This window comes from Kitasatospora sp. NPDC034035 (genome assembly GCF_055575755.1).
In genome coordinates this window covers 50,287-76,492 of the sequence record NZ_JBVISA010000008.1, presented here as the reverse complement: position 1 = coordinate 76,492, position 26,206 = coordinate 50,287, and the positions used below count along the sequence as shown (strand labels likewise).

The window sequence follows — 26,206 nt, the reverse complement described above, 5'->3', positions numbered from 1 at the left end:
CCCACTCCCCACCACCCCCGCCAACCCGGCGCGGGCCGATGAACGACTCTGCGCAGCAGCAGAGTTGCCGGAAATGACCGAATACCGATACAAGGAGGACACATGACGCAGACCTCCGCGCCGTGGGGCATCCGCAGGATGGGGCCGTACGCGGCCACCGCCACGCTCCCGGCGTTCACGCCCGTGATCGACCCCGAGACGCAGATCGCCGTCATCGTGGACGAGCACGGCCGAACGGTCGAGCTGGGAAGCCACGGCACCAGCACCAGCGGTGTCACGCCCACCCACACGAGCCCCGCTGACGGGACGAAGCCGGGCGGGGCCACGGACAGCGATGTGACCGAGTCCTACGACCAGGACCAGAGTTCCGGCTGATGGACAGCCGAACCGGGTCGGTGCTGGTACTGACCAACTCCTCTGACGTGACGGCGGATGCGGTACTGCGGGTGCTCGCCGAGCGCCGCGTTCCGGTGGTCCGTCTCGATCCCGGCACCGACCTGCACGCGGGTGCCTCGCTGACCGCCACGTACCGCACGGGCGACCAGCGGGGCACCCTCCGCACGTCGAGCCGTGAACTGGACCTCACGGACGTTCGCTCGGTCTGGGTGCGCAGACCCTCGCCCTACGAAGGCCCACCCGACCTCGACGGCCAGGACCGCCGGTTCGCCGCCTCGCAGGCGTTCTGGGGCGCGGGCGGCATCCTCGCCTCCCTCCCCGGGGCGCACTACGTGAACCACCCCTGGGACAGCCGGGCGGCCGAGTACAAGCCCGCCCAGCTCGCCACCGCCCAGCGCTGCGGATTCCGGGTGCCCGACACGCTGATCACCGACGACGAGCACGAGGCACGGGAGTTCACCGCCCGCCACGCCGACGGCACGGTGTACAAACCCGTATGGCACGCCCGGTACTCGGTCGGCGGGCAGGCCCGGGCCGTCTGGGTCCGCGAGGTTCGCAGCGATGAGATCACCGAGGCTGTGACGGCGTGCCCTCACCTGTTCCAGGCCAAGGTTCCCAAGGTGTTCGACACCCGGGTGACCGCCGTCGGGGACCGGCTCTTCGGCACCCGCATCGACAGCCCGGATCTCGACTGGCGGCACCGTCAGGACCGGATGCGGTGCAGCCCGATCGAGGTCCCCGTGCCGGTCGCCGAGGCCGTGGCCCGCTACCTCGCTACCTTCGAACTGACCTTCGGCGCCTTCGACTTCGCCGTGACCGCCGACGGCGCCTGGTACTTCCTGGAGTGCAACCCGAACGGGCAATGGGCGTGGCAGCCGTCCGAGATCACCGACCGGATCGCGCACGCGATCGCCGACCGACTGGAAAGGGGCCACGACCAGTGACCACCTCCGACACCCTGCGCGCCGCCCTGGTCGAGCAGCTCACCGCGAACGGCACGCTCACCGACCCCGAGTGGGCCGAAGCCGCCGCCGCCGTACCGCGCGAACTGTTCGCCGGCAGCTACTTCGTCCCGATCGAGGGCAGCACCCCGACCGGCTACCGGGCCCTGCACCACGGCGCCCCCGGATGGCTGGAGGGGATCTACACCGACCGGACCCTCATCACCCAACTCGACGGCCGCACCCACCCGGAGGACGCCGGGGACCAGCCGGTGACCGGGGCGGCGCCCTCGTCCTCCTCCACACTGCCCTCGCTCGTGCTGGACATGTGGCAGCAGCTCGGCGCGGATGCCGGACACCGGGTGCTCGAAGTCGGCACCGGAACCGGCTACTCGACCGCCCTCGGCGCCCACCGCCTCGGCGACCGGAACCTCACCAGCATCGAGTACGACCCCCGGGTGGCCGCACGCGCCGCCGCCGCACTTCAGGCCGCCGGCTACGCCCCGCGCCTCATCGTCGGCGACGGTCTCGGCGGGGACCCCGACGGCGGCGCCTTCGACCGGCTGATCGCGACGTGCTCGGTCCGGTACCTGCCGATGGCCTGGCTCCGCCAGGTGAAGTCGGGCGGCCGGATCCTGGTCACCCTGTCCGGGTGGAGCTACGCAAGCGCCCTGGCGCTGCTCGAGGTGACCGGCCCCGGTGAGGCCACGGGCCGGTTCCTGCCCGGCTACACCAGCTTCATGATCGCCCGGCCCCACGACCGGCCACCCCGCCCGACCCTGGCCATGCTCCCCGGGGAGGAGCGCGCGAGCCGGATCGACCCCGCGAAGCTCGATACCTGGACCGGAAGCTGGGTTGCGCAGCTCGCGGCGCCCTCGGCCGAACGGATGGGAGCCGGCGGGCAACAGATCCTCGCGGACGTGGCCACCGGATCGCAGGCCCGGACCATGCCCGACTCCGAAGGCGGCTGGACCGTGGTCCAGCGCGGACCGCTCCGGCTGTGGGACCACGTGGAAGCCGCCATCGAGGCGTGGCAGAGCGCGGGCGAGCCGCACCAGGACGGCTTCGGCATCACGGTCTCGGCGGCAAGGCAACGAATCTGGCTCGGCAGCGAGAACGGTCCGGGCTGGGACCTACCGGTCTGACCTGCGGGGAGAGCTTTCCGCCCGCCGCCCGGGCCGCCAGGCGCGCGTGGGAAGTCGGCCCCGCCGACTTCGCCCACGCGGCGCGGGCGCCGGCCGGCGCATCACGATGGTGCGGGCCGGCGGGCGTCACTGCGACGCTGTCGCTCAGGAGGAGGCCCACCAGGTCGAGGGCGTCGCGACCGTGTAGCCCAGCGACTCGTACAGCGGCCTGCCGAGCTTCGAGGCGGTGAGCGTGGCCGGCAGGTCCGCCAGGTGGGCGAGGGCGCCGAGCATGACGGCCCGGCCCACGCCGCGCGACCGGAACGCCGACGACGTAGCGACCCAGTAGTGGCTGCCGATGCCGTCGGCCACGACGCTGACGCAGGCTCCCGCGGCCACGCCGTCGATGGAGGCGACGAACACGTCCACGCCCGGCTGTTCGATCAGCGCCATCGGGAAGAGTTCGCCGGCGCGGTGGGGCTGGAAGCCGTCCAGGTCGAAGCCCTCGATCACGACCTGCTCGGCCGTCCGGAGGTCCTCCGCCTGCTGCACCCGGATCACGTCCAGCGCCGGTTCGCCGACGGGCCCGGGCAGGCGCAGCATGATCGGCATCTGCCAGTTGCGCAGGCCCAGGTGGTTCAGGTCGGCCGCGCTGAACGGGTCCTCGACGTAGGCCGTCCCCTTGGCCCCGCGGACCAGCTCGCTCACCTCGGCCAGTTCGCCGGGGTCGAGGTCGGGCTCCTGGATGAGGATCCGCAGGCCCGCCCGCTCGTCGCCGTCGACCGCGACGAATCCGCGGCGCCGGATCACCTCGTGCCCCCGGCTACGGCCGGTCGCGGCCCAGAAGGCGGCGGAGTTGCGGGCCTGGCTCGTCGGCGCCTCGGCCAAGGATATGGACTGGTCGGTCGAAGGGGATCCCGTTGTCATTGTGCCTACGGTAGTACGAAATTGACCCACCGTACGGGCCGATTCCCTGCGAGCCGGCCGGGCCACGTCCCCATCGGACCACCCGGCGGGCACGAACATCCTGATACCCGCCCACACCGGACCGCCCGCCCATACCGGACCGCCCGCCCCCACGCCCGGCGGTCGGATCGGCAGCGGCGGGCCCGTGCGCGGCGGCCTCCCGGTCGGCGCCGGCAGAGAACTCCCACCCCCCGGGGGCGGTCGCCGCCCCGGAGGCGCACCTTCAGCCGCCGCCCGAGAAGCCGCCCGAGTTCGCCGAACCCGATCCTCCGGAGATCCACGGTGAGGAGGACGTCGGCGAGGGCTTCAACCGGACGCTGCGCTTGGTGACCAGTTCCACCTGCACCCCGGCGGGGCCGAGCAGCGCGGCCAGGGCCTCGTGCAGTTGCTCCGGGTCGGTGCCGGCCGGCGGTCGCCACGTCAGTTTCTCGTCGACGCATTCCAGGCGGACGGTGAGGACCTCGCCGGCGGGCGCGCGATCACCCGGGTAGGGCTCCACGATGGCCCGCACCAGCCGGATCGCGCGCAGTTCGGCCGGTGGCCGCCAGCCGCCGGGGCGCCCGCCCCGGACCAGCCGGAACCGGTCCGCGGCGTCGGTCGGGGCGAACTCGACCCGGTGGACGGCGACCACTTCCATCCGGGCCATCACCGGAATGGCCAGCAGGTACTCGGTACCGGCGATCACCCCGACCACGGCGGCGACGGTGCTCCCGGCCGCGCCGAAGAGCCACAGACCGAACGCCACCAGCAGGGTCGGCGCGAAGAGCACCAGGGGCGCCCTCAGCGCCTCCCCGACGGAGGTGAGGCAGTACACCAGCGCGCTGCGCCGCGTCCCACCGCCCTCGCGCAGGACGAGATCGGTCGATGCGGGGCCGGTACGCAGGACGCTGTCCGGGGGCATTCCGTCAGCGTACGGGCGCGCACCGGCGCCGGGAAGCCCTCGGGCGCAGCCCGCAACCGGCACGCGCCCGAGGGATTCTGATCGTGCGTCAGTGCGCGGCGGCCTCCCAGTTCGCGCCGACGCCGACCGAGACGTCCAGCGGGGCGCGCAGCGGGTAGGCGCCCGCCATCTGCTCGCGGACGACGGCCTCCACCCGCTCACGCTCGCCCGGGACCAGCTCCAGGACGATTTCGTCGTGCACCTGGAGCAGCATCCGCGAGGTGAGCCCGGCCGCGCGCAGCGCCTCGTCCACCCGGAGCATGGCGATCTTGACGATGTCGGCGGCCGAGCCCTGGATGGGGGCGTTGAGGGCCATCCGCTCGGCCATCTCGCGGCGCTGGCGGTTGTCGCTGTTGAGGTCCGGCAGGTAGCGGCGACGGCCGAGCAGGGTCTCGGTGTAGCCGGTGGCGCGGGCCTCGTCGACGACCCGGCGCAGGTAGTCGCGCACGCCGCCGAAGCGCTCGAAGTAGGTGTCCATCAGGCCCTGCGCCTCGGCGGGCTTGATGCCGAGCTGCTGGGAGAGCCCGTACGCGGACAGCCCGTACGCCAGGCCGTAGGACATCGCCTTGATCTTGCGGCGCATCTCGGCGTCGACCGCGTCGCCCGGGACTTCGAAGACCTGGGAGGCGACGGTGGTGTGCAGGTCCTCGCCGGTGGCGAAGGCCTCGATCAGCGCCTCGTCCTCGGACAGGTGCGCCATGATCCGCAGTTCGATCTGCGAGTAGTCGGCGGTGAGCAGCGACTCGTAGCCCTCGCCGACGACGAAGGCGCGGCGGATGGCGCGGCCCTCCTCGGTGCGGACCGGGATGTTCTGCAGGTTCGGGTCCTGCGAGGAGAGCCGGCCGGTGGCGGCGACCATCTGGTTGAAGGTGGTGTGGATCCGGCCCTTGGGCGAGACGGTCTTGAGCAGGCCCTCGACGGTGGTGCGCAGCTTGGCCTGGTCGCGGTGGCGCAGCAGGATGACCGGCAGCTCGTTGTCGGTCTGGGTGGCCAGCCAGGTGAGCGCGTCGGCGTCGGTGGTGTAGCCGGTCTTGATCTTCTTGGTCTTGGGGAGCGCGAGCTCGCCGAAGAGGATCTCCTGGAGCTGCTTGGGCGAGCCGAGGTTGAACTCGCGCCCGGCGGCGGCGTGCGCCTCCTCGACGCAGCGCTGGATCTCGGCGGCGAACCGCGTCTCCAGGGTGGTGAGCCACGCGCCGTCGGCGGCGATGCCGTAGCGCTCCATGCGGGCGAGCAGGGCGGCGATGGGCAGCTCCATGTCGCGCATCAGCCCGGTGGCGCCGACCTCGGCGAGGCGGGTGTCGAAGAGCGCGGCGAGGTCGAGCACGGCGCGGGCCTGGAGCATCAGCGACTGGGCGGCGGCGGTCTCGTCCTCCTCCGGTGCGTCGAAGGCGAGTTGGCCGCTCTCGGTGGCGGGGGCCGGGGTGAGCGAGCGGGCCAGGTACTCCTCGGCGAGCACCTCCAGGGTGAAGGTGCGGCGGCCGGGCTTCTCCAGGTAGGCGGCGAGCGCGGTGTCGGCGACGACGCCCTCGATGGCCCAGCCGCGCTCGGCGAAGGCGCGCATGACCTGCTTGGCGATGTGCAGGGCCTTGGGGGCGGCGGGGTCGGCGAGCCACCCGGCGAGGGCCTGCTCGTCCTCCTCGGCGAGCAGCGCCGGGTCGAACCAGGCGGCGGACTCCCCGGCGGCGAGGGCGACTTCGGTGACCTCGCCGGTGCCGAGCGCCCACTGGTAGACGGCGGCGAGCGCGACCGTGGTCTTGCCGTCACAGGCGTGCTCGCGCAGCCAGGCGGCCAGGGTGCCCGGGTCGGTGAGCAGTTCGCCGTCGACCTCGACGCCGGGGGCGAGTTCGACGGCCTCCTCCTCGCCGGTGGCCGGGTCGATGCCGTGGACGCGGTCGCGGAAGTTGGCGTTGCGGAACTCCAGCGACTCCATCAGGGTGGCGACGGCGGCCTTGTCGAACGGCGCGCGGGCCAGGTCGGCGACGCCGAGCGGGAGTTCGACGTCGCGGACCAGCTCGGTGAGGACGCGGTTGCGCTTGACCGAGTCGAGGTGGTCGCGCAGCTTCTCGCCGATCTTGCCCTTCACCTCGTCGGCGCGGGCGACCAGTTCGTCGAAGGAGCCGAACTGGTTGACCCACTTGGCGGCGGTCTTCTCGCCGACGCCGGGGATGCCGGGCAGGTTGTCGGACGGGTCTCCGCGCAGCGCGGCGAGGTCCGGGTACTGGCGCGGGGTGACGCCGTACTTCTCGGTGACCTTCTCCGGGGTGAAGCGGGTGAGCTCGGAGACGCCCTTGGTCGGGTAGAGGACGGTGACGTGGTCGGTGACCAGCTGGAGCGAGTCGCGGTCGCCGGTGACGATGTCGACGTCGTAGCCGGCCGCCTCGGCGGCGGTGGCGAGGGTGGCGATGATGTCGTCGGCCTCGAAGCCCTCGGCGGTCAGCCGGGGGACGTTCATGGCGTCGAGCAGTTCGCCGATCAGGCCGACCTGGCTGCGGAACTCGTCCGGGGTCTTGGCGCGGTTGGCCTTGTAGTCGGGGAACTCGACGGAGCGGAACGTCTGCCGGGAGAGGTCGAAGGCGACGGCGAGGTGGGTGGGCTGCTCGTCACGGACGGTGTTGGCGAGCATCGACGCGAAGCCGTAGACCGCGTTGGTGGGCTGCCCGGTGGAGGTGTTGAAGTTCTCCACGGGCAGGGCGTAGAAGGCCCGGTAGGCCATCGAGTGCCCGTCGAGGAGCATCAGCCGGGGCCGCGGGCCGGCCCCGCCGCCACCCGTAGCGCCCTTGTCCGTACTCTGCGTAGCCACGTCAACGTCCGTTCCTGCCGATTCCACTACCGGCCACCGATCCTATGGCCCGGCACCGACAAAAGGGGCACGGCACCGGTGGGGTCGGGCCCCGCCCGGCGGGCCGGGCGAACGCCCCCGGGGCGCCACGCCAGCCTCCGCCCGCGCGCTCTACCACCGAGTAGGACGGTCGTACGATCACAGGCAGCAGCACCCGTGATCCCCCAGCGGCAGGAGTTCCCCGATGACCGATGCGGCCCCCGACACCGCCCCCTCCACCACCCCCGTCCTGAACGTCCCGCAGGACGTGCTGGACCACTTCGCCAAGCTCGGCGTCAGCCCGGAGACCTTCTCCGGCGGCCACCTCGGCGAGAAGCTCGGCATCCGCATCGTCGAGGCCTCCGGCGACCGCGTGGTCGGCACGATGCCGGTGGAGGGCAACCAGCAGCCGTACGGGCTGCTGCACGGCGGCGCGTCGGCGGCGCTGGCCGAGACGCTGGGCTCGATCGGGGCGATGCTGCACGCCGGCCCCGGCCGGTACGCGGTCGGCGTGGACCTCAACGCCACCCACCACCGCTCGGCGACCTCCGGCCTGGTCACCGGGGTGGCGACGGCCGTGTTCAAGGGCCGTACCGCCGCCACCTACGAGATCGCGATCACCGACGACACCGGCAAGCGGGTCACCAGCTGCCGGCTGACCTGCATGCTGCGCGACCTCTGACGACCCGACTAACGGGCCGACAGCTGCCGCGAGTTCAGCGGATAGGACATCAAATCCCTTTCCCGCCCCCTTGTTTGACCTTCCGCCCCACTGGGCAGGCGTTGGTCTGGACAAGGGGGCATTCGCATGCCCGGGCGCGGCCGACGAACTCCCGCGCTTGTAACACTGCGTAACAGGCAGGAAATCCGAGCACATGCCGGCCCCGAGGGCCTCCAGTCGCCCCGGAGCCGCTTCACCGCGCCTTCCTGGTCCGAAATCCGGACGCGCACGGTCGAAACCCGGGAATCGGACGCAGCTGTCCGATTATCGACGACGCCAGCTGCAACCTGCATTTCTGGCCCTTACATCGCCCTACCAGCGGGTAAACGCCTGACAACACAAGGATCGATCGAGCCGAAACGACCACATGTTGAGACAACTCCTCCGTGTGCTCATAACAAGAGAATCACAGCCTGCTCGCACCACTGCCCGAGCCGCCCAACGACATCTAGAGTCACGGCCAGTCACCGCGCCACTCGATGGGCCCAGCCCGCCGCGCACTCCGGCTCCCGCCACTCAGGCGCGGGCGCCTCCTGAACCGAAGGGGACCCTCGTGCGTCATCGTTCAGCAGTTGTCGTGAGCATTGCCGTGATTGCCGCTCTCAGCCTCAGCGCCTGCGGCTCTCGCGGTGACAAGAAGTCCGGCGACGGGGGCGGCAGCGGCGGCGGCACCACCGTCACCATCGGCATCGACGCCCCGCTCACCGGCGACCTCTCCGCCATCGGCCTCGGCATCCGCAACTCCGTCGAACTCGCGGCCAAGAAGGCCAACGAGACCAACGAGGTCCCCGGCGTCAAGTTCCAGATCAAGGCCCTGGACGACACCGCCAAGCCCGGCCCCGGCCAGCAGAACGCCACCCAGCTCGTCGGCGACAACACCGTCCTCGGCGTCGTCGGCCCGCTCAACTCCAGCGTCGCCCAGTCGATGCAGCAGATCTTCGCCGACGCCAACCTCGTCGAGATCTCCCCCGCCAACACCGGCGTCGCCCTCAGCCAGGGCGAGAAGTGGGCCAGCGGCGAGAAGACCCGCCCCTTCAAGACCTACTTCCGCACGGCCACCACCGACGCCGTCCAGGGCCCCTTCGCCGCCCAGTTCCTCGCCAAGGACGCCAAGAAGTCCAAGGTCTTCCTCATCGACGACCAGAAGACCTACGGCGCCGGCCTCGCCGCCACCTTCAAGGCCGAGTTCACCAAGCAGGGCGGCACCATCGTCGGCGAGGAGCACGTCAACCCCGACGACCGCGACTTCGCGGCCATCGTCACCAAGGTCAAGAGCTCCGGCGCCGAAGCCGTCTACTACGGCGGCGAGTACCCCGCCGCCGGCCCGCTCTCCCTCCAGCTCAAGGAAGCCGGCGTCAACATCCCGCTGATGGGCGGCGACGGCATGCAGAGCGCCGACTTCATCAAGCTCAACCCCAAGAGCGCCGGCGACTTCGCCACCGCCGTCGGCGGCGCCGTCGAGCAGCTCCCGACCGCCGCCAAGTTCATCGCCGACTACAAGGCCGCCGGCTACAAGGACGCCTACGAGACCTACGGCGGCTACTCCTACGACAGCAGCTGGGCCATCATCCAGGCCGTCAAGTCCGTCGTCTCCGCCAACAACGGCAAGCTCCCCTCCAACGCCCGCGCCGCCATCGTCGACGCCGTCCAGAAGGTCTCCTTCGACGGCGTGACCGGCAAGGTCTCCTTCGACGAGTTCGGTGACACCACCAACAAGCAGCTCACCGTCTACACCGTCAAGGACGGCAAGTGGGACGTGGAGAAGACCGGCACCTTCAACGGCTGAGCCACCGCCTTCACGGCTGAGGCACCGCCTTCACGGCTGAGCCACCCGCCTTCGACGGCTGAGGCACCCGCCTCCAAGGGCTGAGCCACCCGCACCACCCTCTCCACCACAGCGCGCGGGGGCGCCACGAGTGCCCCCGCGCGCCCCCACATCCACCACCCACGCGGACACCCCCGAACGCACTACGGAGGCCCAGCGGTGCACGACCTACCGCAGCAGCTGGCCAACGGCCTGATCCTCGGCGCCCTCTACGGACTCGTCGCGATCGGCTACACGATGGTCTACGGCATCGTCCAGCTCATCAACTTCGCCCACGGCGAGATCGTCATGGTCGGCGGCTTCGGCGCCCTGACCGCCTACCTCGCCCTCCCCGGCGGCACCACCCTCTGGCTGGCCCTACCGCTGATGCTGATCGCCGGCGTCCTGGTCTCCACGCTCACCGCCGTCGCCGCCGAGCGGTTCGCCTACCGCCCCCTGCGCAACGCGCCCCGCCTCGCCCCGCTGATCACCGCGATCGGGCTGTCCATCTTCCTGCAGCAACTCGTCTTCTCGTTCTACCCCGACGCCAAGAAGGCCCGCGTCTTCCCCAAGCTCCCCGGCGACCCCTTCAGCCTCGGCTCCGTCACCATCCAGCGCAGCGACCTCTTCCTGATCATCGCCGCCCCGCTGTGCATGCTCGCCCTCGGCTGGTTCGTCACCCGCACCCGCTCCGGCCGCGCCATGCAGGCCACCAGCCAGGACCCCGACACCGCCAAGCTGATGGGCATCGACACCGACCGCATCATCGTCATGGCCTTCGCCATCGGCGCCGCGTTCGCCGCCGTCGCCGCCATCGCCTACGGCCTGCGCAGCGGACAGATCGACTTCCGGATGGGCTTCATCCTCGGCCTCAAGGCCTTCACCGCCGCCGTCCTCGGCGGCATCGGCAACATCTACGGCGCCATGCTGGGCGGCCTCGCCCTCGGCCTCGCCGAAGCCCTCGCCACCGGCTACATCCAGCACCTGCCCGGCATGCACCTCTTCGGAGGCGGCGCCTGGAAGGACGTCTGGGCCTTCGTACTCCTCATCCTCGTGCTCCTCGTCCGGCCCCAAGGCCTGCTCGGCGAGCGCGTCGCGGACAGGGCGTGACCACCATGACCACCACCGAAACCACCCCGGTCATCCCCCTGCCGGCCCGCGCCGCCGCCGCCCTCACCGGCCTCGGCGCCCTCGCCACCGCCGCCTCCGCCGCCATGTCCTGGACCTGGACCTCCGACTTCCCCGGCGACCTCACCTACTACGGCTCCCCCGCCGGCCTCCAATGGCTCGCCCTCACCGCCGGCATCCTCACCCTCGTCCTGCTGCTCGCCACCCAAGGCGTCCCCGGCCTGCGCTGGGCCGCCCCCACCCGCAGCAACAACGCCGTCCTGTACGCCGCCACCGGCGCCCTCGCCGTCAGCGCCTACTCCGTCACCTCGATCGCCGTCGAACTCGACGGCCTCGTCAACCTCGAACCCGGCGGCTGGGTCCTCGCCGCCGGCGGCCTGATCAGCGTCCTCGGCGCCCTCGGCCTCCCCCTCGACCGCCGCACCAGCGTCCCCCTGCGGATCGTCGACAAGCGCCTCTTCCTGCTCGTCCCCGCCGCCCCCCTCGTCTGGTTCGGCGCCCACGCCATCCCCGGCGACAAGCCCGTCGCCCCCGTCCTCACCGCCCTCGCCGGCGGCGTGGCCATCGCCACCGGCGCCGTGCTCCTCCTCCAGCTCGGCCACCTCGCCAACAGCCGGCTGCGCCTCGGCAAGATCGAACGCCCGCTGCCCGCGCCGCGCCTACTGCCCTCCTGGGTCGAGGTCCTGATCATCGTCGGCGCCTTCGGGCTCGGCCTCTTCGCGATCACCTTCGGCATCGACACCGAATACGGCGAACTCTTCACCGGCTTCCTGCTGTTCACCGCACTCGCCGTCGCCGCCCTCACCAAGTCCGGCCTGATCGCCCGACTGCGCGCCCTGACCGTCAAGCACCGCCCCGTCACCACCGGCGCCGCCTTCGCCGCCGCCGCCAGCTTCCCCTTCACCCAGAGCAGCGACCAGTACACCTCGGTCGCCACCAACATCCTGATCTTCGCCACCGTCGCCCTCGGCCTCAACATCGTCGTCGGCCTGGCCGGCCTGCTCGACCTCGGGTACGTCGCCTTCCTCGGCGTCGGCGCCTACGCCGCCGCCCTGGTCTCCGGCTCCCCCGCCTCGCCCATCCACGTCCAGTTCCCGTTCTGGGCCGCGATGCTCACCGGCGCCGCCGTCTCCATGGTCTTCGGCGTCCTCATCGGCGCCCCCACCCTGCGGCTGCGCGGCGACTACCTCGCCATCGTCACCCTCGGCTTCGGCGAGATCTTCCGCATCACCATGCTCAACCTCAACGGCACCACCGGCCCCAAGATCACCAACGGCTCCAACGGCATCCCGCGGATCCCCGACCTGGAGATCCTCGGCTTCGACCTCGGCAAGTCCCACACCGTCGCCGGCATCGAACTCGGCCGCTTCTCCAACTACTACCTGCTGATGCTCCTCGTCACCGCCCTCGTCGTGCTGATCTTCGCCCGCGTCGGCAACTCCCGCATCGGCCGCGCCTGGGTCGCCATCCGCGAGGACGAGACCGCCGCCGAAGCCATGGGCATCAACGGCTTCCGCCTCAAGCTCCTCGCCTTCGCCCTCGGCGCCTGCCTCGCCGGCCTCGCCGGCACCGTCCAAGCCCACGTCAGCTACACCGTCACCCCGGACCAGTACACCTTCGCCGAAGCCCTCCCGCCCAACTCGGCCTTCCTGCTCGCCGCGGTCATCCTCGGCGGCATGGGCACCATCAGCGGCCCCCTCGCCGGCGCCACCCTCCTCTTCCTCATCCCGAAGAAGCTCGAGTTCCTCGCCGACTACCAGCTCCTCGCGTTCGGCGCCGCCCTCATCATCCTGATGCGCGTCCGCCCCGAGGGCCTCATCCCCAACCGCCGCCAGCAGCTGGAGTTCCACGAGGCCGCCATCCCGGCCCAGCCCACCGGCGAGCCGACCGCACTCACCAAGGCAGGGGCGTGACCCACCCGATGAGCACCACCGCCGCACCCCTGCTCGAAGTCACCGGCGTCACCATGCGCTTCGGCGGCCTCACCGCCGTCAACGACGTCTCCCTCACCGTCGGCGAGGGCGAGATCATCGGCCTCATCGGCCCCAACGGCGCCGGCAAGACCACCTTCTTCAACTGCCTCACCGGCCTGTACGTCCCCACCGAAGGCGCCGTCCGCTACCGCGACGTCGTGCTGCCGCCCAAGCCCCACCTCGTCACCCAGGCCGGCATCGCCCGCACCTTCCAGAACATCCGGCTCTTCGCCAACATGACCGTCCTCGAGAACGTCCTCGTCGGCCGCCACACCCGCACCAAGGAAGGCATCTTCTCCGCCATCCTCCGCGGCCCCGGCTACCACCGAGCCGAAGCCGAAAGCCGCGCCAAGGCCATGGAACTCCTCGAGTTCACCGGCCTCGCCGCCAAGGCCGACCACCTCGCCCGCAACCTCCCCTACGGCGAGCAGCGCAAGCTCGAAATCGCCCGCGCCCTCGCCTCCGAACCCGGCCTGCTCCTCCTCGACGAACCCACCGCCGGCATGAACCCCCAGGAGACCCGCGCCGCCGAGGAACTCGTCTTCGCCATCCGCGACAAGGGCATCTCCATCCTCGTCATCGAGCACGACATGCGCTTCATCTTCAACCTCTGCGACCGCACCGCCGTGCTCGTCCAGGGCCAGAAGATCGTCGAAGGCGACCGCGAAACCGTCCAGAACGACGAACGCGTCATCACCGCCTACCTCGGCGCCCCGCTCGAAGACAGCACCCCGGCAGGCCCGGAGACCGTTACGGAGACCGACCAGTGACCGCACTCCTCGAGGTCGAGGACCTCCGCGTCGCCTACGGCAAGATCGAAGCCGTCAAGGGCATCAGCTTCACCGTCGAACAGGGCGAGGTCACCACCCTCATCGGAACCAACGGCGCCGGCAAGACCACCACCCTGCGCACCCTGTCCGGCCTCCTCAAGCCCACCGCCGGACGCATCACCTTCGACGGCCAGGACCTCTCCACCGTCCCCGCCCACAAGATCGTCGCCCTCGGCCTCGCCCACTCCCCCGAAGGCCGGCACATCTTCCCCCGCATGACCATCGAGGAGAACCTCCTCCTCGGCGCCTTCCTGCGCACCGACACCGTCGGCATCGCCGCCGACGTCGAACGCGCGTACTCGCTGTTCCCCATCCTCGGCGAACGCCGCAAGCAGGCCGCGGGAACGCTCTCCGGCGGCGAACAGCAGATGCTGGCGATGGGCCGGGCCCTGATGTCCCAGCCCAAGCTGCTCATGCTGGACGAGCCGTCGATGGGCCTCTCCCCGCTGATGATGCAGAAGATCATGGCGACCATCATCGAACTCAAGTCGTCCGGTACGACCATCCTCCTGGTCGAGCAGAACGCCCAGGCGGCACTGTCGCTGTCCGACCAGGGCTACGTCATGGAGACCGGCCGCATCGTCCTCTCCGGCACCGGCGCCGACCTCCTCCACGACGAGTCCGTCCGCAAGGCCTACCTCGGCGAGGACTGACCCCTTCCACGCGAGAGGGCCCGGCGGAAACATCCGCCGGGCCCTCCGTCGCTCGCCCTACTCGGACTTGCCCTCATCCGCCTTCTTGCGGTCCTGGGCGTCACCCTCCTCGATGACCGCCTCGGCCACCGCCGCCATCGTCATCCGCCGGTCCATCGACGTCTTCTGGATCCACCGGAAGGCAGCAGGCTCGTTCAGCCCGAACTTCGTCTGCAGCACACCCTTCGCCCGGTCCACCAGCTTCCGGGTCTCCAGCCGCTGGGTGAGATCCCCGATCTCCTTCTCCAGCGCCCGCATCTCGGTGTACCGCGACACCGCCATCTCGATCGCCGGCACCAGGTCCGACTTCGAGAACGGCTTGACGATGTACGCCATCGCCCCCGCGTCCCGCGCCCGGTCCACCAACTCCCGCTGCGAGAACGCCGTCAGCATCAGCACCGGCGCCAGGTGCTTGTCGTGGATCTGCTCCGCCGCCGACAACCCGTCCAGCACCGGCATCTTCACATCGAAGATCGCCAGATCCGGCTTCAGCTCCTCCACGAGCTTCACCGCCGTCGCCCCGTCCCCCGCTTCGCCGACGACGGTGTACCCCTCCTCCTCGAGCATCTCCTTGAGGTCGAGACGGATCAGCGCCTCGTCCTCGGCGATCACAATCCGGGTGATCTGGGGCGTATCGGTCTCAAGCGGCTGTGCCTGCTCGTCGGCGGTGCTCACGGGGCTCCTAGTTCCGGCGGGGTACTGCATGCACGAGGGTACCTAGACACGGTATGTTTGAGACACGACGGCAAGGCAAGCGCCTTCAAATCGTAGGCCCCGATAGCCCAATTGGCATGAGGCAATGGTCTCAAACACCATACAGTGTGGGTTCGAATCCCACTCGGGGCACTTTTCCTTCGAATCGAAGGGGCCGGCATCCGGTCCAACGGTTTTCGTACTCAGGGGATCTTCACTCGATCGAGCGGAGATCCCCTTGTTTGCATGCATACGACCATCTCGCAATGCAATCTCGCTCGTATGTACGACATGGCTACACGCCAGCGGGCATTGGAGCTCCACGCATCCGGGCTGACCTTCAGCCAGGTCAGCCGCGCGACCGGGATATCCCGGTTCGCGATCCGCGAGTGGGCGTCCGGTGCCGTACCCAGTCCACGCATGACCGCCGAATGTCCGGCCCACAGCGGCCGGCTCGATCCTTCGCGTCCGCCCGCCGACTACACCTACCTGCTCGGTCTCTACCTCGGCGACGGCTGCATCAGCGAGGGCCGTCGCAAGGTGTACGCCCTGCGCATCGCCTGCTGCGATTCCTGGCCCGGACTCATCGACGAGTGTGAGCGGGCCGTTTCCGCCGTCATGCCACACAACAAGGTGATGCGCGTCCGCGCGCCCGGCTGCACGAGTGTCGTCAGTACCAGCAAGCACTGGCCCTGCCTCTTCCCCCAGCACGGCCCCGGCAAGAAGCACGAGCGCACCATAGTCCTGGCGCCCTGGCAGCAGGAGATCGTCGATGCCTACCCATGGGAGTTCCTGCGGGGCCTGATCCACTCCGACGGCTGCCGCATCACCAACTGGGCGACCCGCACGGTCGGGGGCGTCACGAAGCGCTACGAGTACCCGCGCTACTTCTTCACCAACACCTCGACCGACATCATCGGCCTCTTCACCGCAACCCTCGACGCCGTCGGCGTCCAGTGGCGGGCCGCCCCGCGTCCTGCCGGCGCCACCAACATCTCCGTCGCCCGCAAGGACTCCGTCGCCCTCATGGACGCCCACATCGGCCCCAAGTACTGACGGCGGCGCGACCCCGAACGAGGCCGCGCCGCCAGGGAACCTCAGGCGTCCAACGTGCCCACGTGGTGGACGCGGACGAGGTTGGTGGAGCCGGCGAGGCCGGGGGGCGACCCTGCCGTGATGACGACGATGTCGCCCTTCTGGCAGCGGCCGAGGGAGAGCAGGGCCGCGTCGACCTGTTCGACCATCTGGTCGGTCGTCGGGGCGAACGGGCCGAGGAAGGTCTCCACGCCCCAGGTGAGGGCGAGTTGGCTGCGGACGGCCGGTTCGTAGGTGAAGGCGAGTACCGGGATGGGCGAGCGGTAGCGGGTCAGTCGGCGGGCGGTGTCGCCGGATTGGGTGAAGGCGATCAGGTACTTGGCGTGCAGGAAGTCGCCGATCTCGGCGGCGGCGCGGGCGACGGCGCCGCCTTGGGTACGCGGCTTGCTGCCGGTGGTCAGCGGGGGCAGGCCGGCGGCAAGGATGTCGTTCTCGGCGGCTTCGATGATCCGGCCCATGGTCTTGACGGTCTCGACCGGGTACTTGCCCACCGAGGTTTCCCCGGAGAGCATCACCGCGTCCGTGCCGTCGAGGACGGCGTTGGCGACGTCGGAGGCCTCGGCGCGGGTGGGCCGGGAGGCGTTGATCATCGAGTCGAGCATCTGGGTGGCGACGATGACCGGCTTGGCGTTGCGCCGGGCGAGCTTGATGGCGCGCTTCTGGACGAGCGGGACCTGTTCGAGGGGCATCTCCACGCCCAGGTCTCCGCGGGCCACCATGATGCCGTCGAAGGCGTCGACGACGGATTCGAGGTTCTCGACGGCCTGCGGTTTCTCGATCTTGGCGATGACGGGGACGTACCGTCCTTCCTCCGCCATGATCCGGTGGACGTCCTCGACGTCTCGCCCGCTGCGGACGAAGGAGAGCGCGATGAGGTCGGCGCCGGTGCGCAGGGCCCAGCGCAGGTCGGCGACGTCCTTGTCGCTGAGTGCGGGGACGGAGACGGCGACGCCGGGGAGGTTGAGGCCTTTGTGGTCGGAGACGAGGCCGCCTTCGATGACGAGGCAGCGCACCCGGGGCCCGTCGACGGCGACGACCTCCAGGGTGACGCGGCCGTCGTCGACCAGGATGCGTTCGCCGCGGCTGACGTCGCCGGCGAGTCCGGCGTAGGTGGTGCCGCAGATGTCCTTGTCTCCGACGACGCCCTTGTCGGTGGAGATGGTGAACTCGTCGCCGCGTTCGAGAAGTACCGGACCGTGGGCGAAGGTGTCGAGCCGGATCTTCGGGCCTTGAAGGTCGGCGAGGACGCCGACGCTTCGGCCGGTTTCGTCGACGGCTTTGCGGACGCGGCGGTAGCGTTCCTCGTGCTCGGCGTGCGTGCCGTGGCTGAGGTTGAGTCGGGCGATGTCCATCCCGGCGTCGACCAGGGTTTTGATCTGGTCGTACGAGTCGGTGGCGGGCCCGAGAGTGCAGACGATTTTTGCTCGGCGCATAGTGCTGAGACTAGGCATTACCGGCGCGTAACAACGAGGCGGGTCCGGACTGCGGGATGACCTTTGCGGTAAGGCGAGTTGAACAATCTGACACGTCCTCGGACCGGTGTGCGAGGCCTGCCGCCCCGGCGCCTCCGGTCGCGCCCGCGAACGGGTCGGTCGATGCGATTCCGTGAAGGGGTGTTCACCTCTGGTTCACCGTCACTTCCGTTACTGCTCCCCGCCCGGCGGGACGCTCGTCACCCCGGGGTGACGGCCCGGAGGTTCGGGTGACCACCCGGACGACGTAGACGACGCGGCCGAAGTCGCGTCCGAGGGGGGTTCGGCATGAAACGCGGCGCTCTGGGGGTGGTGGCGACCCTGGCCCTGCTGGGCTGGGTGGCCTATGCGCTGATCCCCGACGGCGGCAAGGGGGGACCCGCGGTGGTCACGGTCACCGGCCTGATCGGGTCGGAGAAACGTGACTTCTTCGAAGATCCGGCCGTCAAGGCCGAGTTGAAGAAGCAGGGCCTGGAGGTCCGGGCGGATTCGACCGGCTCCTGGACGATGAGCGAGCAGGCGAAGAGCACCACGGGACTGGACTTCGCCTTCCCGGCGAGCGCCGCGCCGGCCCGGGAGATCCAGCGCAACTGGGAACTGAAGGACTCGCCGCTGGTGCCCTTCTACTCTCCGCTGGTGATCGTGACGCACGAGTCGGCGGCGCGGGTCCTGAAGGACAGCCAGTTGGCGGACGTGGACGCCAAGGGCGTCTGGACGTTCCGGATGGACAAGTACGTGGCGGCGCTGAAGAGCGGCCAGAAGTGGAAGGACCTCCAGGGCGCGGGCGAGCACCCGGAGTTGACCGGCCCGCTGTTCGTGTCCACCACGGATCCGGAGACCTCGTCCTCGGGCGCGATGTACCTGGCGCTGCTCTCCTACATCGCGAACGGCAACCAGGTGGTGCAGGACGACGCGGGGGTGAACGCCGTCCGGGACGTCCTGGCCGCCTCGAACGGCGTCCAGGGCATGCAGAAGATCAGCAGCGACGAACCGTTCCGGGACTTCTTCGCGGGCGTGGGCACGCTGGTCTTCGCCTACGAGTCGCAGGCCGCCGCCCTGCCGCTGCGGGGCAAGGACACCGGGGACATGGTGGTGATGTACCCGGACACGACGATCCAGTCGGACCACACGCTGGTGGCCCGGACGGACGGCGGCCGCAAGCTGGCCGACGCGCTGGAGAACGACGCGGTGCTGCGCAACCTGGAAGCCCGGTACGGCCTGCGCCCGCAGGCCGACCAGGAGGCCTTCTGGAACCTGATGAAGGACAAGAAGCCGTCCTTCGCGCACGATCTGAGGAACTCCGGGTTCAAGCAGGCCACGCTGCCCTCACTGGACAACCTCCTCAAGCTGACCGCCGCGGCGAAGGGTGGGACCCCGAAGTGAACCTCCGTACGAAGCGCCGCAGCCGGCTCACCGCCGCACTGGTGGCCGTCCTGGCGGCGGTGACCGCCTGCACCTCCTCCGGCGACAAGCCCGGCCCGGGGCCCTCGGACCCGCCCGCCGAGACCGCCCGGCCGGGGGTGCTGCGCATCCTGGCCGGCAGTGAACTGCAGGACCTGGCACCGGTGTTGGAGGAGGCCCGGAAGGCCACCGGGGTGACCGTGCAGTTCTCCTGGACGGGCACCCTGGACGGCGCGGACGCGGTGTCCTCGGGCCGGGCCGACGGCAAGTACGACGCGGTGTGGTTCCCCTCCAACCAGTACCTGCGCCTGGACCCGACCGGGAAGTCCAAGGTGCTGTCCGAGACTCCCGTGATGGTCTCGCCGGTCGCGATCGGGGTGCGCTCCTCGGTGCTCGGCGATCTGGGCTGGGGCGACGGCTCGAAGGTCACCTGGGCGCAGGTCGGCGACGCGGCCGCGGCCGGCAAGCTGACGTACGGGATGGCCGACCCCTCGCGCTCCAACTCCGGCTTCTCCACCCTGGTGGCGGTCGCCTCGGCGTTCTCCAAGGCGGACGGGGCGCTGGCCGAGGCGGACGTGCAGAAGGCGACGCCGCAGCTGAAGCAGTTCTTCACCGGCCAGAAGCTGACCTCCGGGTCCTCGGGCTGGCTGGCCCAGGCGTACACCCGGGCCGAGTCGGGCCTGGTGGGCGCGCTGGTGAACTACGAGTCGGTACTGCTGTCGCTGAACAAGACGCTGCCGCCGCAGCAGCAGCTGACGGTGGTGCGCCCGGTGGACGGCGTGGTGTCGGCGGACTACCCGCTGTCGCTGCTGTCCTCGGCCGCGCCGGACCAGCGTGACGCCTTCCAGCGGCTGACCTCGTACCTGCTCAAGGACGAGGTACAGAAACGCATCTCCGAGACGACGCTGCGCCGCCCCGCGACGGCGGGCGTGGCCCCGGCCGCCGGGCTGCCGACGGACCGCCGCCGGGAGCTGCCCTTCCCGGGCACCCGGGCGGTGGCGGACGGCCTGCTGGCCTCGTACCAGAACGACCTGCGCCGCCCGTCCCGGACGGTGTACGTGCTGGACACCTCGGGCTCGATGGAGGGCTCGCGGATCACGGCGCTGAAGAACGCGATGGGCCGGCTGACCGGGGCGGACGACACCCGCGGGGTGCGGCGCTTCCGGAACCGCGAGGAGGTCACCCTGGTGTCCTTCGCCTCCTCGGTGAAGTGGTCCAAGACGCACGTGGTGCCGTCCACGGGCAGCCAGCCCGGTCCGCAGGAGGAGCTGGCGGCGATCAACTCGGACGTGCAGTCGCTGGCGGCCTCGGGCGGCACGGCGGTGTACGGCTCGCTGGAGGAGGCGTACCGGGTGATCGAGCGCCAGCAGGCGGCGGCGAACGACGACCGGTTCACCTCGATCGTGCTGATGACCGACGGGGAGAGCAACGTCGGCGCGTCGGACGCCGACTTCAAGCGATTCCACGACGGGCTGCCGGCCTGGGAGAAGTCGATCCCGGTGTTCCCGATCAAGTTCGGCGAGGCCGCGGTGACCCAGCTGCAGGGGATCGCGGACATCAGCGGCGGCAAGCTGTTCGACGGCTCGGGCTCGCTGGACGGGGCGTTCGAGGAGATCCGTGGCTACCAGTGACGGGCCCGTCCGGCTGGCGCTGCGGTACCTGAACTCGGCCAAGAACCTGGCCGGCCTCGCGGGCGCCGCGGTCGGGGTGGGGCTGCACCAGTTCGAGCTCGGCGGGAGCCTGTGGCCCGGGGTGGCGGCCGCCCTGTACGGGGTGGGCGCGCTGGTGGCGCCCGGCCGCAAGCCCGACCCGCCCGGCCGGCCGACGACGGACCCCAACCCGGGCCCGGAGTCAGGGTCGGAGTCGGAGTCAGAGTCGGAGTCGGAGTCAGGGTCAGGAACGGGGTCGGTGTCCCGGCCGGTCCCGGTGTCGGTGTCGGTCTCGGTGCCTCAGCCGGTGCCCCTGCCCGACCCCGAGCTGGAGGCGCTGGCCGCCTACCTGGGCGCCGTGCCGCTGCCGCCCACCGCCGGGGTGGACGGTCTGCTGACGGCGCTGCGCGAGGCCGGTCCCGGCCCGGTGGCGGAGCGGATCGTCCGGCACCGGCTGCCGCTCGCGGTGGCCGGCTACCTGCGGGCGCGGACCTGGCAGCCGTGGGCGGGCCCGGACGCCCCGGACCCGGCGGCCGAACTGGGCCGCGAGGTGGTCCTGCTGACCGCCGAACTGTCCTGACCCGGGGCCGGCCGCGAGCCGGCCCCGAGCCAGGGCCCCGAGCCAGGGCTCCAAACCAGAGCCCCGAGCCGGAGCCGCAGGTCAGGAGCGCAGGTCAGGACCCGCCTGCTCCCTTTACCACCCCCGCCCCCGCCCATCTTCGTCACGAACGAGTCGCCAAGATCTCACCTCTTGGACAGGTCCGGGGGCTATTCAGCGACCCGGCCCGCACGGCACACTTCTACGCGCGTCCCTCTACGCGCGTCGATGCATTGACGCGATGTCGACGCGTCGACGCGCACCCACTCACGTACACCAGTTGACGGCCCATCTGCCGTCGTTCCCACCCGGGAGAGTCGTCCATGCCCCTGAACCGCCGTGACTTCGTCACCCGGTCCGCCGCCACCGCCGCCGGCGCCGCCCTGGCGAGCGGTGCCGCCGTGGCCGCCGCCCCCTCCGCCGCGGCCGCCGAGCCGGACACGGCGGCCGCCAAGGGCCCGCGCAAGCCCCGCAAGCAGGCCTTCACCGTCATGGGCACCACCGACCTGCACGGCCGGGTGCTCAACTGGGACTACTTCACCGACGCCGAGTACCTCGACAAGGCGCACAACGCGGTCGGCCTCGCCAAGATCTCCACCCTGGCCAACCAGGTGCGCGAGGAGAAGGGCTGGGACCGCTGCCTGCTGATCGACTCCGGTGACATCATCCAGGGCACCCAGCTGACCTACTACTACGCCCGGGTCGAGCCGATCGCCACCGACGGCGACACCGTCCCGGACCACCCGATGGCCGTCGCCATGAACCTCATGGAGTACGACGCCGCCGCGCTCGGCAACCACGAGTTCAACTACGGCATCCCGACCGTGAAGGCCTTCGAGGACCAGCTGGAGTTCCCGCTGCTGGGCGCCAACGCGCTGCACGCGAAGAACGAGAAGCCGGCCTTCCCGCCGTACGTGATCAAGGAGCTGCACCTCGGTGAGGGCAAGCCGCTGAAGGTCGGCATCCTCGGCCTCACCAACCCGGGCATCGCGATCTGGGACAAGGCCAACGTCAGCGGCCAGATGATCTTCCCGGGCATCGTGGAGACCGCCGCCAAGTACGTGCCGCGGATGAAGGCGGCGGGCGCGGACGTCATCGTGGTCTCGGCGCACTCCGGCATCGACGAGCCGACCACCTACGGCGACCAGCTGCCCTGGCCCGAGGACGCCTCGGGCGAGATGGCGGAGACCGTCGCGGACATCGACGCGGTGCTGGTGGGCCACACCCACAAGGAGGTCCCGCAGCGCCTGATCGTCAACAAGAAGACCGGCAAGACGGTCGTGCTCTCCGAGCCGCTCTGCTGGGGCCAGCGCCTGAGCTGCTTCGACTTCGAGGTCGAGTTCGCCAACGGTGCCTGGAAGGTCACCTCGGTCTCCTCGCGGGTGCTGAACTCCAACACCGTGCCGGAGAACCCGGAGATCACCAACGCGCTCTCCGAGCAGCACAAGAAGGTCGTCGCGTACGTCAACCAGAACATCGGCACCAGCAAGATCGAGCTGTCGATCGCCGACGCCCGCTTCAAGGCGACCCCGATCATCGACCTGATCGGCAAGGTCCAGGCCGACGCCGTCAAGGCCGCGTTGGCGGGCGGGCAGTACGCCAACCTGCCGGTGCTCGCCCAGGCCGCCCCGTTCAACCGCACCGCCCTGATCCCGTCCGGCCAGGTCAAGCTGCGCGACGCCGCGGGCCTCTACATCTACGAGAACACCATGGAGGCCCGCATCCTGACGGGCGCCCAGCTCAAGGACTACCTGGAGTTCTCGGCGAAGTACTACAACCAGCTCGCCCCGGGCGCCCCGGTCGACAAGGACGCCCTGACCGGCGCCGAGACCACCCCGGACTACAACTACGACTCGGTCTACGGCCTGAGCTACGACATCGACATCGCCCAGCCGAAGGGCCAGCGGATCGTCAACCTGTCCTTCCAGGGCAAGCCGATCGACCCCGCCGCCCAGTTCGTCCTGGCCGTCAACAACTACCGCGCCAACGGCGGCGGCAACTTCCCGCACGTCGCCGGCGCCAAGCTGGTCTGGTCGAACTCCGACGAGATCCGCAACACCATGATCGCCTGGGTGAAGGCCAAGGGCGTCATCGACCCCGCCGACTTCTTCACCAACTCCTGGCGCCTGGTCCGCGCCGGCCAGCCGGTCTTCTGACCGGCCCTCCCCCCACGAGGCGCCGCCGGGCCCGTCCGCCCGGCGGCGCCTCGCCACATCCGGGCGGTGGAAGAATGGCGTCATGAGCGAGTTCCAGATCCCCGAGCGCCACGCGCGGCTCCTGGCGTACGCGCAGAGCCTGACCCCGCCCGCCGGGTGGAAGATCGAGATCTCCGGAGACGAGATCATCATGATGGCCGGCCCCTCAGTCATCCACCAGCACAACGTTCTGTTCGTCCGCGAGCAGATCGACGCACACCGTCCGTCCGACTTGATGCCGAGCGAGAACACAGACCTCGCCTCCCCGAACGTCGGCACGCTGCGAAACCCCGACCTGACCTACATCCCGCGCTCCCTCGTCAAGCAAGGCGGCAACGAGGTGCCCGCCGAGCAGGCGGCCATCGCGGTGGAGATCGTCTCCCCGTCGAACCCCGAGAACGACCTGGTCGGCAAGGTCCGCGACTACCCGCTGATGGACATCCCGCTGTACCTGCTGATCGACCCGCGCACCAGCGCCATCACGCTCTACTCCGAGCCCTCCGCCACCGGCTACCACCAGCAGTGGAACGGGAAGTTCGGCGACCGGGTGCCGATCCCGGCCCCCTTCGGCTTCGAGCTCGCCACCGACGGCCTCGTCCGCTACCCGGCCTGACTTGCTCTCCGATCAAGACGATCGGACATCTGACAGAGACTGGAGGATATTCATCGGCTCGCCCGCCCTCCCTATCGTTGAGGCATCGAGAACGGCCCCACGGGGGGCCGGTGTTGACCGGGTGGGGAGTGAGTGCAATGCGTGCGGTGGTGCAGCGTGAGGTCGGCGGGCCGGAGGTCCTGGAGGTCGCCGAGGTGGCGCGTCCGGAGCTGCTGAGCGGCGAGGTGCTGGTGCGGGTGAAGGCCGCCGGGGTGAACCCGGTGGACGTGGCGGTGCGGGCGGGCCTGTTCCCGCTGCTGGGCGAGCCGGCGTTCACGGTGGGCTGGGACGTCTCCGGGGTGGTCGAGGAGGCCGCGCCCGGCGCCCGGTACCGGGTGGGCGAGGAGGTGTACGGGATGCCGTTCTTCCCGCGTGCCGCGAACGCCTACGCCGAGTACGTGGCCGCGCCGTCCCGCCAGCTGGCCCGCAAGCCCGCCTCGGTCGACCACGTGCAGGCCGCCGCCCTGCCGCTGGCCGCGCTGACCGCCTGGCAGGGCCTGGTGGACGCGGCGAACGTCGGCGAGGGGCAGCGGGTGCTGATCCACCGGGCGGCGGGCGGCGTCGGCCACTTCGCGGTGCAGATCGCCAAGGCCCGCGGCGCGTACGTGATCGCGCTGGCGAGCGAGCCCAAGCACGCCTTCCTCAAGGAGATCGGCGCCGACGAGGTGATCGACTACCGCACCACCGACTACACCCAGGCGGTCAAGGACGTCGACGTCGTCTTCGACTCCTCCTCCGAGAACACCCGCGCGCTGGAGGTGCTGAAGCCGGGCGGCTTCCTGGTGAGCATCATGGAGCACCGCGACCGGGAGCTCGCCGCCGCGGTCGAGGCCGCCGGACGCCGCTTCGCGGGCATCTCCGTCGAGCCCGACTACGCCGCGCTGGAGGCGATCGCCGCCCTGGTGGACGAGGGGCGGATCCGTCCGCACGTCGCGCAGGCCTTCCCGCTGGCCGAGGCCGGCCGGGCGCACGAGCTGGTGGGCTCCGGTACCGTCCAGGGCAAGGTCGTCCTCACCGTCGACTGAAGGCCCGAACGGACGGCGACGGTTGCGGGCCACGATCGAGGGCGGACCACCAAAGGCACCGAAAGCACCGAAGGGGGACGGGCGTTGGACATCCTGACCGAGGCACTGGGCTCGATGCGGACGGCGTACCCGTCCTCCGTCCGCACCGAGGGCCGCGCCCCGTGGGCCCTGCGCCTGCCCCCGGTGCTCGGCGCCGGCTTCCACGTGGTGCTGTACGGCACCTGCTGGCTGCTCCCGCTGGGCACCGGGGAGGGGGCGGAGCGGCACGCGCCGGTGCCGCTCAGCCCCGGCGACATCGTCTTCCTGCGGGACGGCGGCGGCCACGTCCTGGCCGACCATCCGGACACGCCGCCGGTGGACACCCACGCCTGCCGGGTGAACGACGCCTCGCCGATCGGCACCCTCAGTCTGGGCGGCGACGGCGCCCGCACCAGCCTGCTGTGCGGCAGCTACCACCTGGACCAGGGCCGCCCGCACCCGATGGTCCGTCAACTGCCGACCCTGATCCACCTGCCGACCCGGCACGGCCGCCACCCCGAACTGGCCGCCGCGGTACAGCTGTTGGGCACCGAGCTGGAGAACCCGCGGATCGGCTCGGCCGGGATCGTCCCGGCGCTGATCGACTCGCTGCTGCTGTACATCCTGCGGGCCTGGTTCGAGGACCAGCCCGCCGCGACGGCCGACGGCTGGGCGGCGGCGCTGCGGGACGCCGCCGTCGCCCCGGCCCTGGCGGCGATCCACGAGGCGCCGGCCACCCCGTGGACGGTGGAGTCCCTGGCGGACCGGGCGGGCCTGTCCCGGGCGGCCTTCGCCCGCCGTTTCACCACCATGGTGGGCGAGCCGCCGATGGCGTACCTGACGCGTTGGCGGATGACCACGGCGGCCCGGCTGCTGCGCGAGTCGGAGGCGCCGCTGACCTCGGTCGCGACGCAGACCGGCTACGGCTCGGAGTACGCCTTCGCGAAGGCGTTCAAGCGGGAGTTCGGCCAGGCCCCCGGCGGTTACCGCCGAGAGGCCCGCGCCGCATAAAAACCGCGCGAGAAGCCACGCGCGGGGCCTCACAAGAGCCCACGCGCGAGGCCTCACAAGAACC

The 26,206-nt window shown here is 70.7% G+C and carries 22 protein-coding genes and 1 tRNA gene; 18 read left to right on the top strand and 5 right to left on the bottom strand.

Annotated features, from left to right (window positions below; all coding sequences use genetic code 11):
- Positions 1–102 precede the first annotated feature (102 nt).
- From tgmA to tgmC, 3 genes are read left to right on the top strand one after another with little or no spacing between them, the layout of a single operon-like run.
- Positions 103–375, top strand: a complete 273-nt coding sequence (gene tgmA / locus ACZ52J_RS13525) for a putative ATP-grasp-modified RiPP (protein WP_465618385.1) — start codon at positions 103–105, stop codon at positions 373–375.
- Positions 375–1,340, top strand: coding sequence for an ATP-grasp ribosomal peptide maturase (gene tgmB, locus ACZ52J_RS13520; RefSeq protein ID WP_465618383.1), 966 nt, complete (start codon positions 375–377; stop codon positions 1,338–1,340). Before tgmA ends, tgmB begins: the two co-directional genes overlap by 1 nt.
- The gene (tgmC, locus tag ACZ52J_RS13515; protein ID WP_465618381.1) at positions 1,337–2,482 is read left to right on the top strand and encodes an ATP-grasp peptide maturase system methyltransferase; all 1,146 of its coding nucleotides are present in this window, start codon (positions 1,337–1,339) and stop codon (positions 2,480–2,482) included. The genes tgmB and tgmC overlap by 4 nt, the downstream gene beginning before the upstream one ends.
- A gap of 144 nt (positions 2,483–2,626) precedes the next feature.
- On the opposite strand, the gene ACZ52J_RS13510 is transcribed toward tgmC, so the two are convergent.
- The 3 genes from ACZ52J_RS13510 to polA form a co-directional block, all read right to left on the bottom strand.
- Positions 2,627–3,388 (bottom strand): GNAT family N-acetyltransferase, encoded by a 762-nt coding sequence (locus tag ACZ52J_RS13510; protein ID WP_465618379.1) that lies wholly within the window; start codon positions 3,386–3,388, stop codon positions 2,627–2,629.
- 262 nt (positions 3,389–3,650) lie between these two features.
- The gene (locus ACZ52J_RS13505) at positions 3,651–4,328 is read right to left on the bottom strand and encodes a hypothetical protein (protein WP_465618377.1); all 678 of its coding nucleotides are present in this window, start codon (positions 4,326–4,328) and stop codon (positions 3,651–3,653) included.
- An 88-nt stretch (positions 4,329–4,416) separates the two neighbouring features.
- Positions 4,417–7,101, bottom strand: coding sequence for a DNA polymerase I (gene polA, locus ACZ52J_RS13500; RefSeq protein WP_465618779.1), 2,685 nt, complete (start codon positions 7,099–7,101; stop codon positions 4,417–4,419).
- Positions 7,102–7,390: 289 nt separating this feature from the next.
- Between polA and ACZ52J_RS13495 the strand changes: the two genes are divergently transcribed.
- The 6 genes from ACZ52J_RS13495 (at position 7,391) to ACZ52J_RS13470 (ending at position 14,294) form a co-directional block, all read left to right on the top strand.
- Positions 7,391–7,867, top strand: coding sequence for a PaaI family thioesterase (locus ACZ52J_RS13495; RefSeq protein WP_360499102.1), 477 nt, complete (start codon positions 7,391–7,393; stop codon positions 7,865–7,867).
- Positions 7,868–8,459: 592 nt separating this feature from the next.
- A complete protein-coding gene (locus ACZ52J_RS13490; RefSeq protein WP_360499100.1) occupies positions 8,460–9,692 on the top strand; it encodes a branched-chain amino acid ABC transporter substrate-binding protein in 1,233 nt (410 codons plus the stop codon).
- Between the two features lie 198 nt (positions 9,693–9,890).
- The gene (locus ACZ52J_RS13485; RefSeq protein WP_360499098.1) at positions 9,891–10,820 is read left to right on the top strand and encodes a branched-chain amino acid ABC transporter permease; all 930 of its coding nucleotides are present in this window, start codon (positions 9,891–9,893) and stop codon (positions 10,818–10,820) included.
- A gap of 5 nt (positions 10,821–10,825) precedes the next feature.
- The gene (locus ACZ52J_RS13480) at positions 10,826–12,751 is read left to right on the top strand and encodes a branched-chain amino acid ABC transporter permease (RefSeq protein WP_465618374.1); all 1,926 of its coding nucleotides are present in this window, start codon (positions 10,826–10,828) and stop codon (positions 12,749–12,751) included.
- An 8-nt stretch (positions 12,752–12,759) separates the two neighbouring features.
- Entirely contained in the window at positions 12,760–13,581 is an 822-nt protein-coding gene (locus tag ACZ52J_RS13475) for an ABC transporter ATP-binding protein (protein WP_465618777.1), read from the top strand.
- Positions 13,578–14,294: an ABC transporter ATP-binding protein gene (locus ACZ52J_RS13470; protein ID WP_465618372.1), complete on the top strand. Its 717-nt coding sequence runs from the start codon at positions 13,578–13,580 to the stop codon at positions 14,292–14,294. The genes ACZ52J_RS13475 and ACZ52J_RS13470 overlap by 4 nt, the downstream gene beginning before the upstream one ends.
- A gap of 57 nt (positions 14,295–14,351) precedes the next feature.
- Here the strand turns inward: ACZ52J_RS13470 and ACZ52J_RS13465 are convergent, their stop codons facing one another.
- The gene (locus ACZ52J_RS13465) at positions 14,352–15,038 is read right to left on the bottom strand and encodes an ANTAR domain-containing response regulator (protein ID WP_465618370.1); all 687 of its coding nucleotides are present in this window, start codon (positions 15,036–15,038) and stop codon (positions 14,352–14,354) included.
- Positions 15,039–15,104: 66 nt separating this feature from the next.
- Here ACZ52J_RS13465 and ACZ52J_RS13460 point away from each other — a divergent pair.
- Both ACZ52J_RS13460 and ACZ52J_RS13455 read left to right on the top strand, forming a co-directional pair.
- Positions 15,105–15,179: transfer RNA gene (locus ACZ52J_RS13460), tRNA-Leu, on the top strand.
- A 267-nt stretch (positions 15,180–15,446) separates the two neighbouring features.
- Entirely contained in the window at positions 15,447–16,082 is a 636-nt protein-coding gene (locus ACZ52J_RS13455; protein ID WP_465618368.1) for a hypothetical protein, read from the top strand.
- Between the two features lie 41 nt (positions 16,083–16,123).
- On the opposite strand, the gene pyk is transcribed toward ACZ52J_RS13455, so the two are convergent.
- Complete coding sequence (gene pyk / locus ACZ52J_RS13450) at positions 16,124–17,554, bottom strand: pyruvate kinase (protein WP_465618366.1); 1,431 nt, start codon at positions 17,552–17,554, stop codon at positions 16,124–16,126.
- A gap of 327 nt (positions 17,555–17,881) precedes the next feature.
- On the opposite strand from pyk, the gene ACZ52J_RS13445 reads away from it, so the two are divergent.
- The 7 genes from ACZ52J_RS13445 to ACZ52J_RS13415 all read left to right on the top strand — a co-directional run bounded on the left by ACZ52J_RS13445 (position 17,882) and on the right by ACZ52J_RS13415 (position 26,142).
- Positions 17,882–18,976 carry a substrate-binding domain-containing protein gene (locus ACZ52J_RS13445; RefSeq protein ID WP_465618364.1) on the top strand — a complete coding sequence of 365 codons (1,095 nt, stop codon included), beginning with the start codon at positions 17,882–17,884 and terminating at the stop codon, positions 18,974–18,976.
- The gene (locus ACZ52J_RS13440; RefSeq protein ID WP_465618362.1) at positions 18,973–20,625 is read left to right on the top strand and encodes an extracellular solute-binding protein; all 1,653 of its coding nucleotides are present in this window, start codon (positions 18,973–18,975) and stop codon (positions 20,623–20,625) included. Before ACZ52J_RS13445 ends, ACZ52J_RS13440 begins: the two co-directional genes overlap by 4 nt.
- A complete protein-coding gene (locus ACZ52J_RS13435; RefSeq protein ID WP_465618360.1) occupies positions 20,612–21,223 on the top strand; it encodes a hypothetical protein in 612 nt (203 codons plus the stop codon). The genes ACZ52J_RS13440 and ACZ52J_RS13435 overlap by 14 nt, the downstream gene beginning before the upstream one ends.
- 341 nt (positions 21,224–21,564) lie before the next feature.
- Positions 21,565–23,397, top strand: coding sequence for a bifunctional metallophosphatase/5'-nucleotidase (locus ACZ52J_RS13430; RefSeq protein WP_465618358.1), 1,833 nt, complete (start codon positions 21,565–21,567; stop codon positions 23,395–23,397).
- Between the two features lie 82 nt (positions 23,398–23,479).
- On the top strand, positions 23,480–24,049 hold the full coding sequence (locus ACZ52J_RS13425) for a Uma2 family endonuclease (RefSeq protein ID WP_465618356.1): 570 nt from the start codon (positions 23,480–23,482) through the stop codon (positions 24,047–24,049).
- 137 nt (positions 24,050–24,186) lie between these two features.
- Entirely contained in the window at positions 24,187–25,113 is a 927-nt protein-coding gene (locus ACZ52J_RS13420) for an NADP-dependent oxidoreductase (protein ID WP_465618355.1), read from the top strand.
- 84 nt (positions 25,114–25,197) lie between these two features.
- Positions 25,198–26,142, top strand: a complete 945-nt coding sequence (locus ACZ52J_RS13415) for an AraC family transcriptional regulator (RefSeq protein WP_360509895.1) — start codon at positions 25,198–25,200, stop codon at positions 26,140–26,142.
- The last annotated feature ends 64 nt before the right edge of the window (positions 26,143–26,206 follow it).

Coding starts and splice junctions, on each gene's coding strand:
- tgmA (WP_465618385.1), top strand. CDS start 103: ATGACGCAGACCTCCGCGCCGTGGGGCATCCGCAGGATGGGGCCGTAC.
- tgmB (WP_465618383.1), top strand. CDS start 375: ATGGACAGCCGAACCGGGTCGGTGCTGGTACTGACCAACTCCTCTGAC.
- ACZ52J_RS13510 (WP_465618379.1), bottom strand. CDS start 3,388: ATGACAACGGGATCCCCTTCGACCGACCAGTCCATATCCTTGGCCGAG.
- ACZ52J_RS13505 (WP_465618377.1), bottom strand. CDS start 4,328: ATGCCCCCGGACAGCGTCCTGCGTACCGGCCCCGCATCGACCGATCTC.
- polA (WP_465618779.1), bottom strand. CDS start 7,101: ATGCTCCTCGACGGGCACTCGATGGCCTACCGGGCCTTCTACGCCCTG.
- ACZ52J_RS13495 (WP_360499102.1), top strand. CDS start 7,391: ATGACCGATGCGGCCCCCGACACCGCCCCCTCCACCACCCCCGTCCTG.
- ACZ52J_RS13480 (WP_465618374.1), top strand. CDS start 10,826: ATGACCACCACCGAAACCACCCCGGTCATCCCCCTGCCGGCCCGCGCC.
- ACZ52J_RS13475 (WP_465618777.1), top strand. CDS start 12,760: ATGAGCACCACCGCCGCACCCCTGCTCGAAGTCACCGGCGTCACCATG.
- ACZ52J_RS13465 (WP_465618370.1), bottom strand. CDS start 15,038: ATGCAGTACCCCGCCGGAACTAGGAGCCCCGTGAGCACCGCCGACGAG.
- ACZ52J_RS13455 (WP_465618368.1), top strand. CDS start 15,447: ATGACCGCCGAATGTCCGGCCCACAGCGGCCGGCTCGATCCTTCGCGT.
- pyk (WP_465618366.1), bottom strand. CDS start 17,554: ATGCGCCGAGCAAAAATCGTCTGCACTCTCGGGCCCGCCACCGACTCG.
- ACZ52J_RS13445 (WP_465618364.1), top strand. CDS start 17,882: ATGAAACGCGGCGCTCTGGGGGTGGTGGCGACCCTGGCCCTGCTGGGC.
- ACZ52J_RS13430 (WP_465618358.1), top strand. CDS start 21,565: ATGCCCCTGAACCGCCGTGACTTCGTCACCCGGTCCGCCGCCACCGCC.
- ACZ52J_RS13425 (WP_465618356.1), top strand. CDS start 23,480: ATGAGCGAGTTCCAGATCCCCGAGCGCCACGCGCGGCTCCTGGCGTAC.
- ACZ52J_RS13420 (WP_465618355.1), top strand. CDS start 24,187: ATGCGTGCGGTGGTGCAGCGTGAGGTCGGCGGGCCGGAGGTCCTGGAG.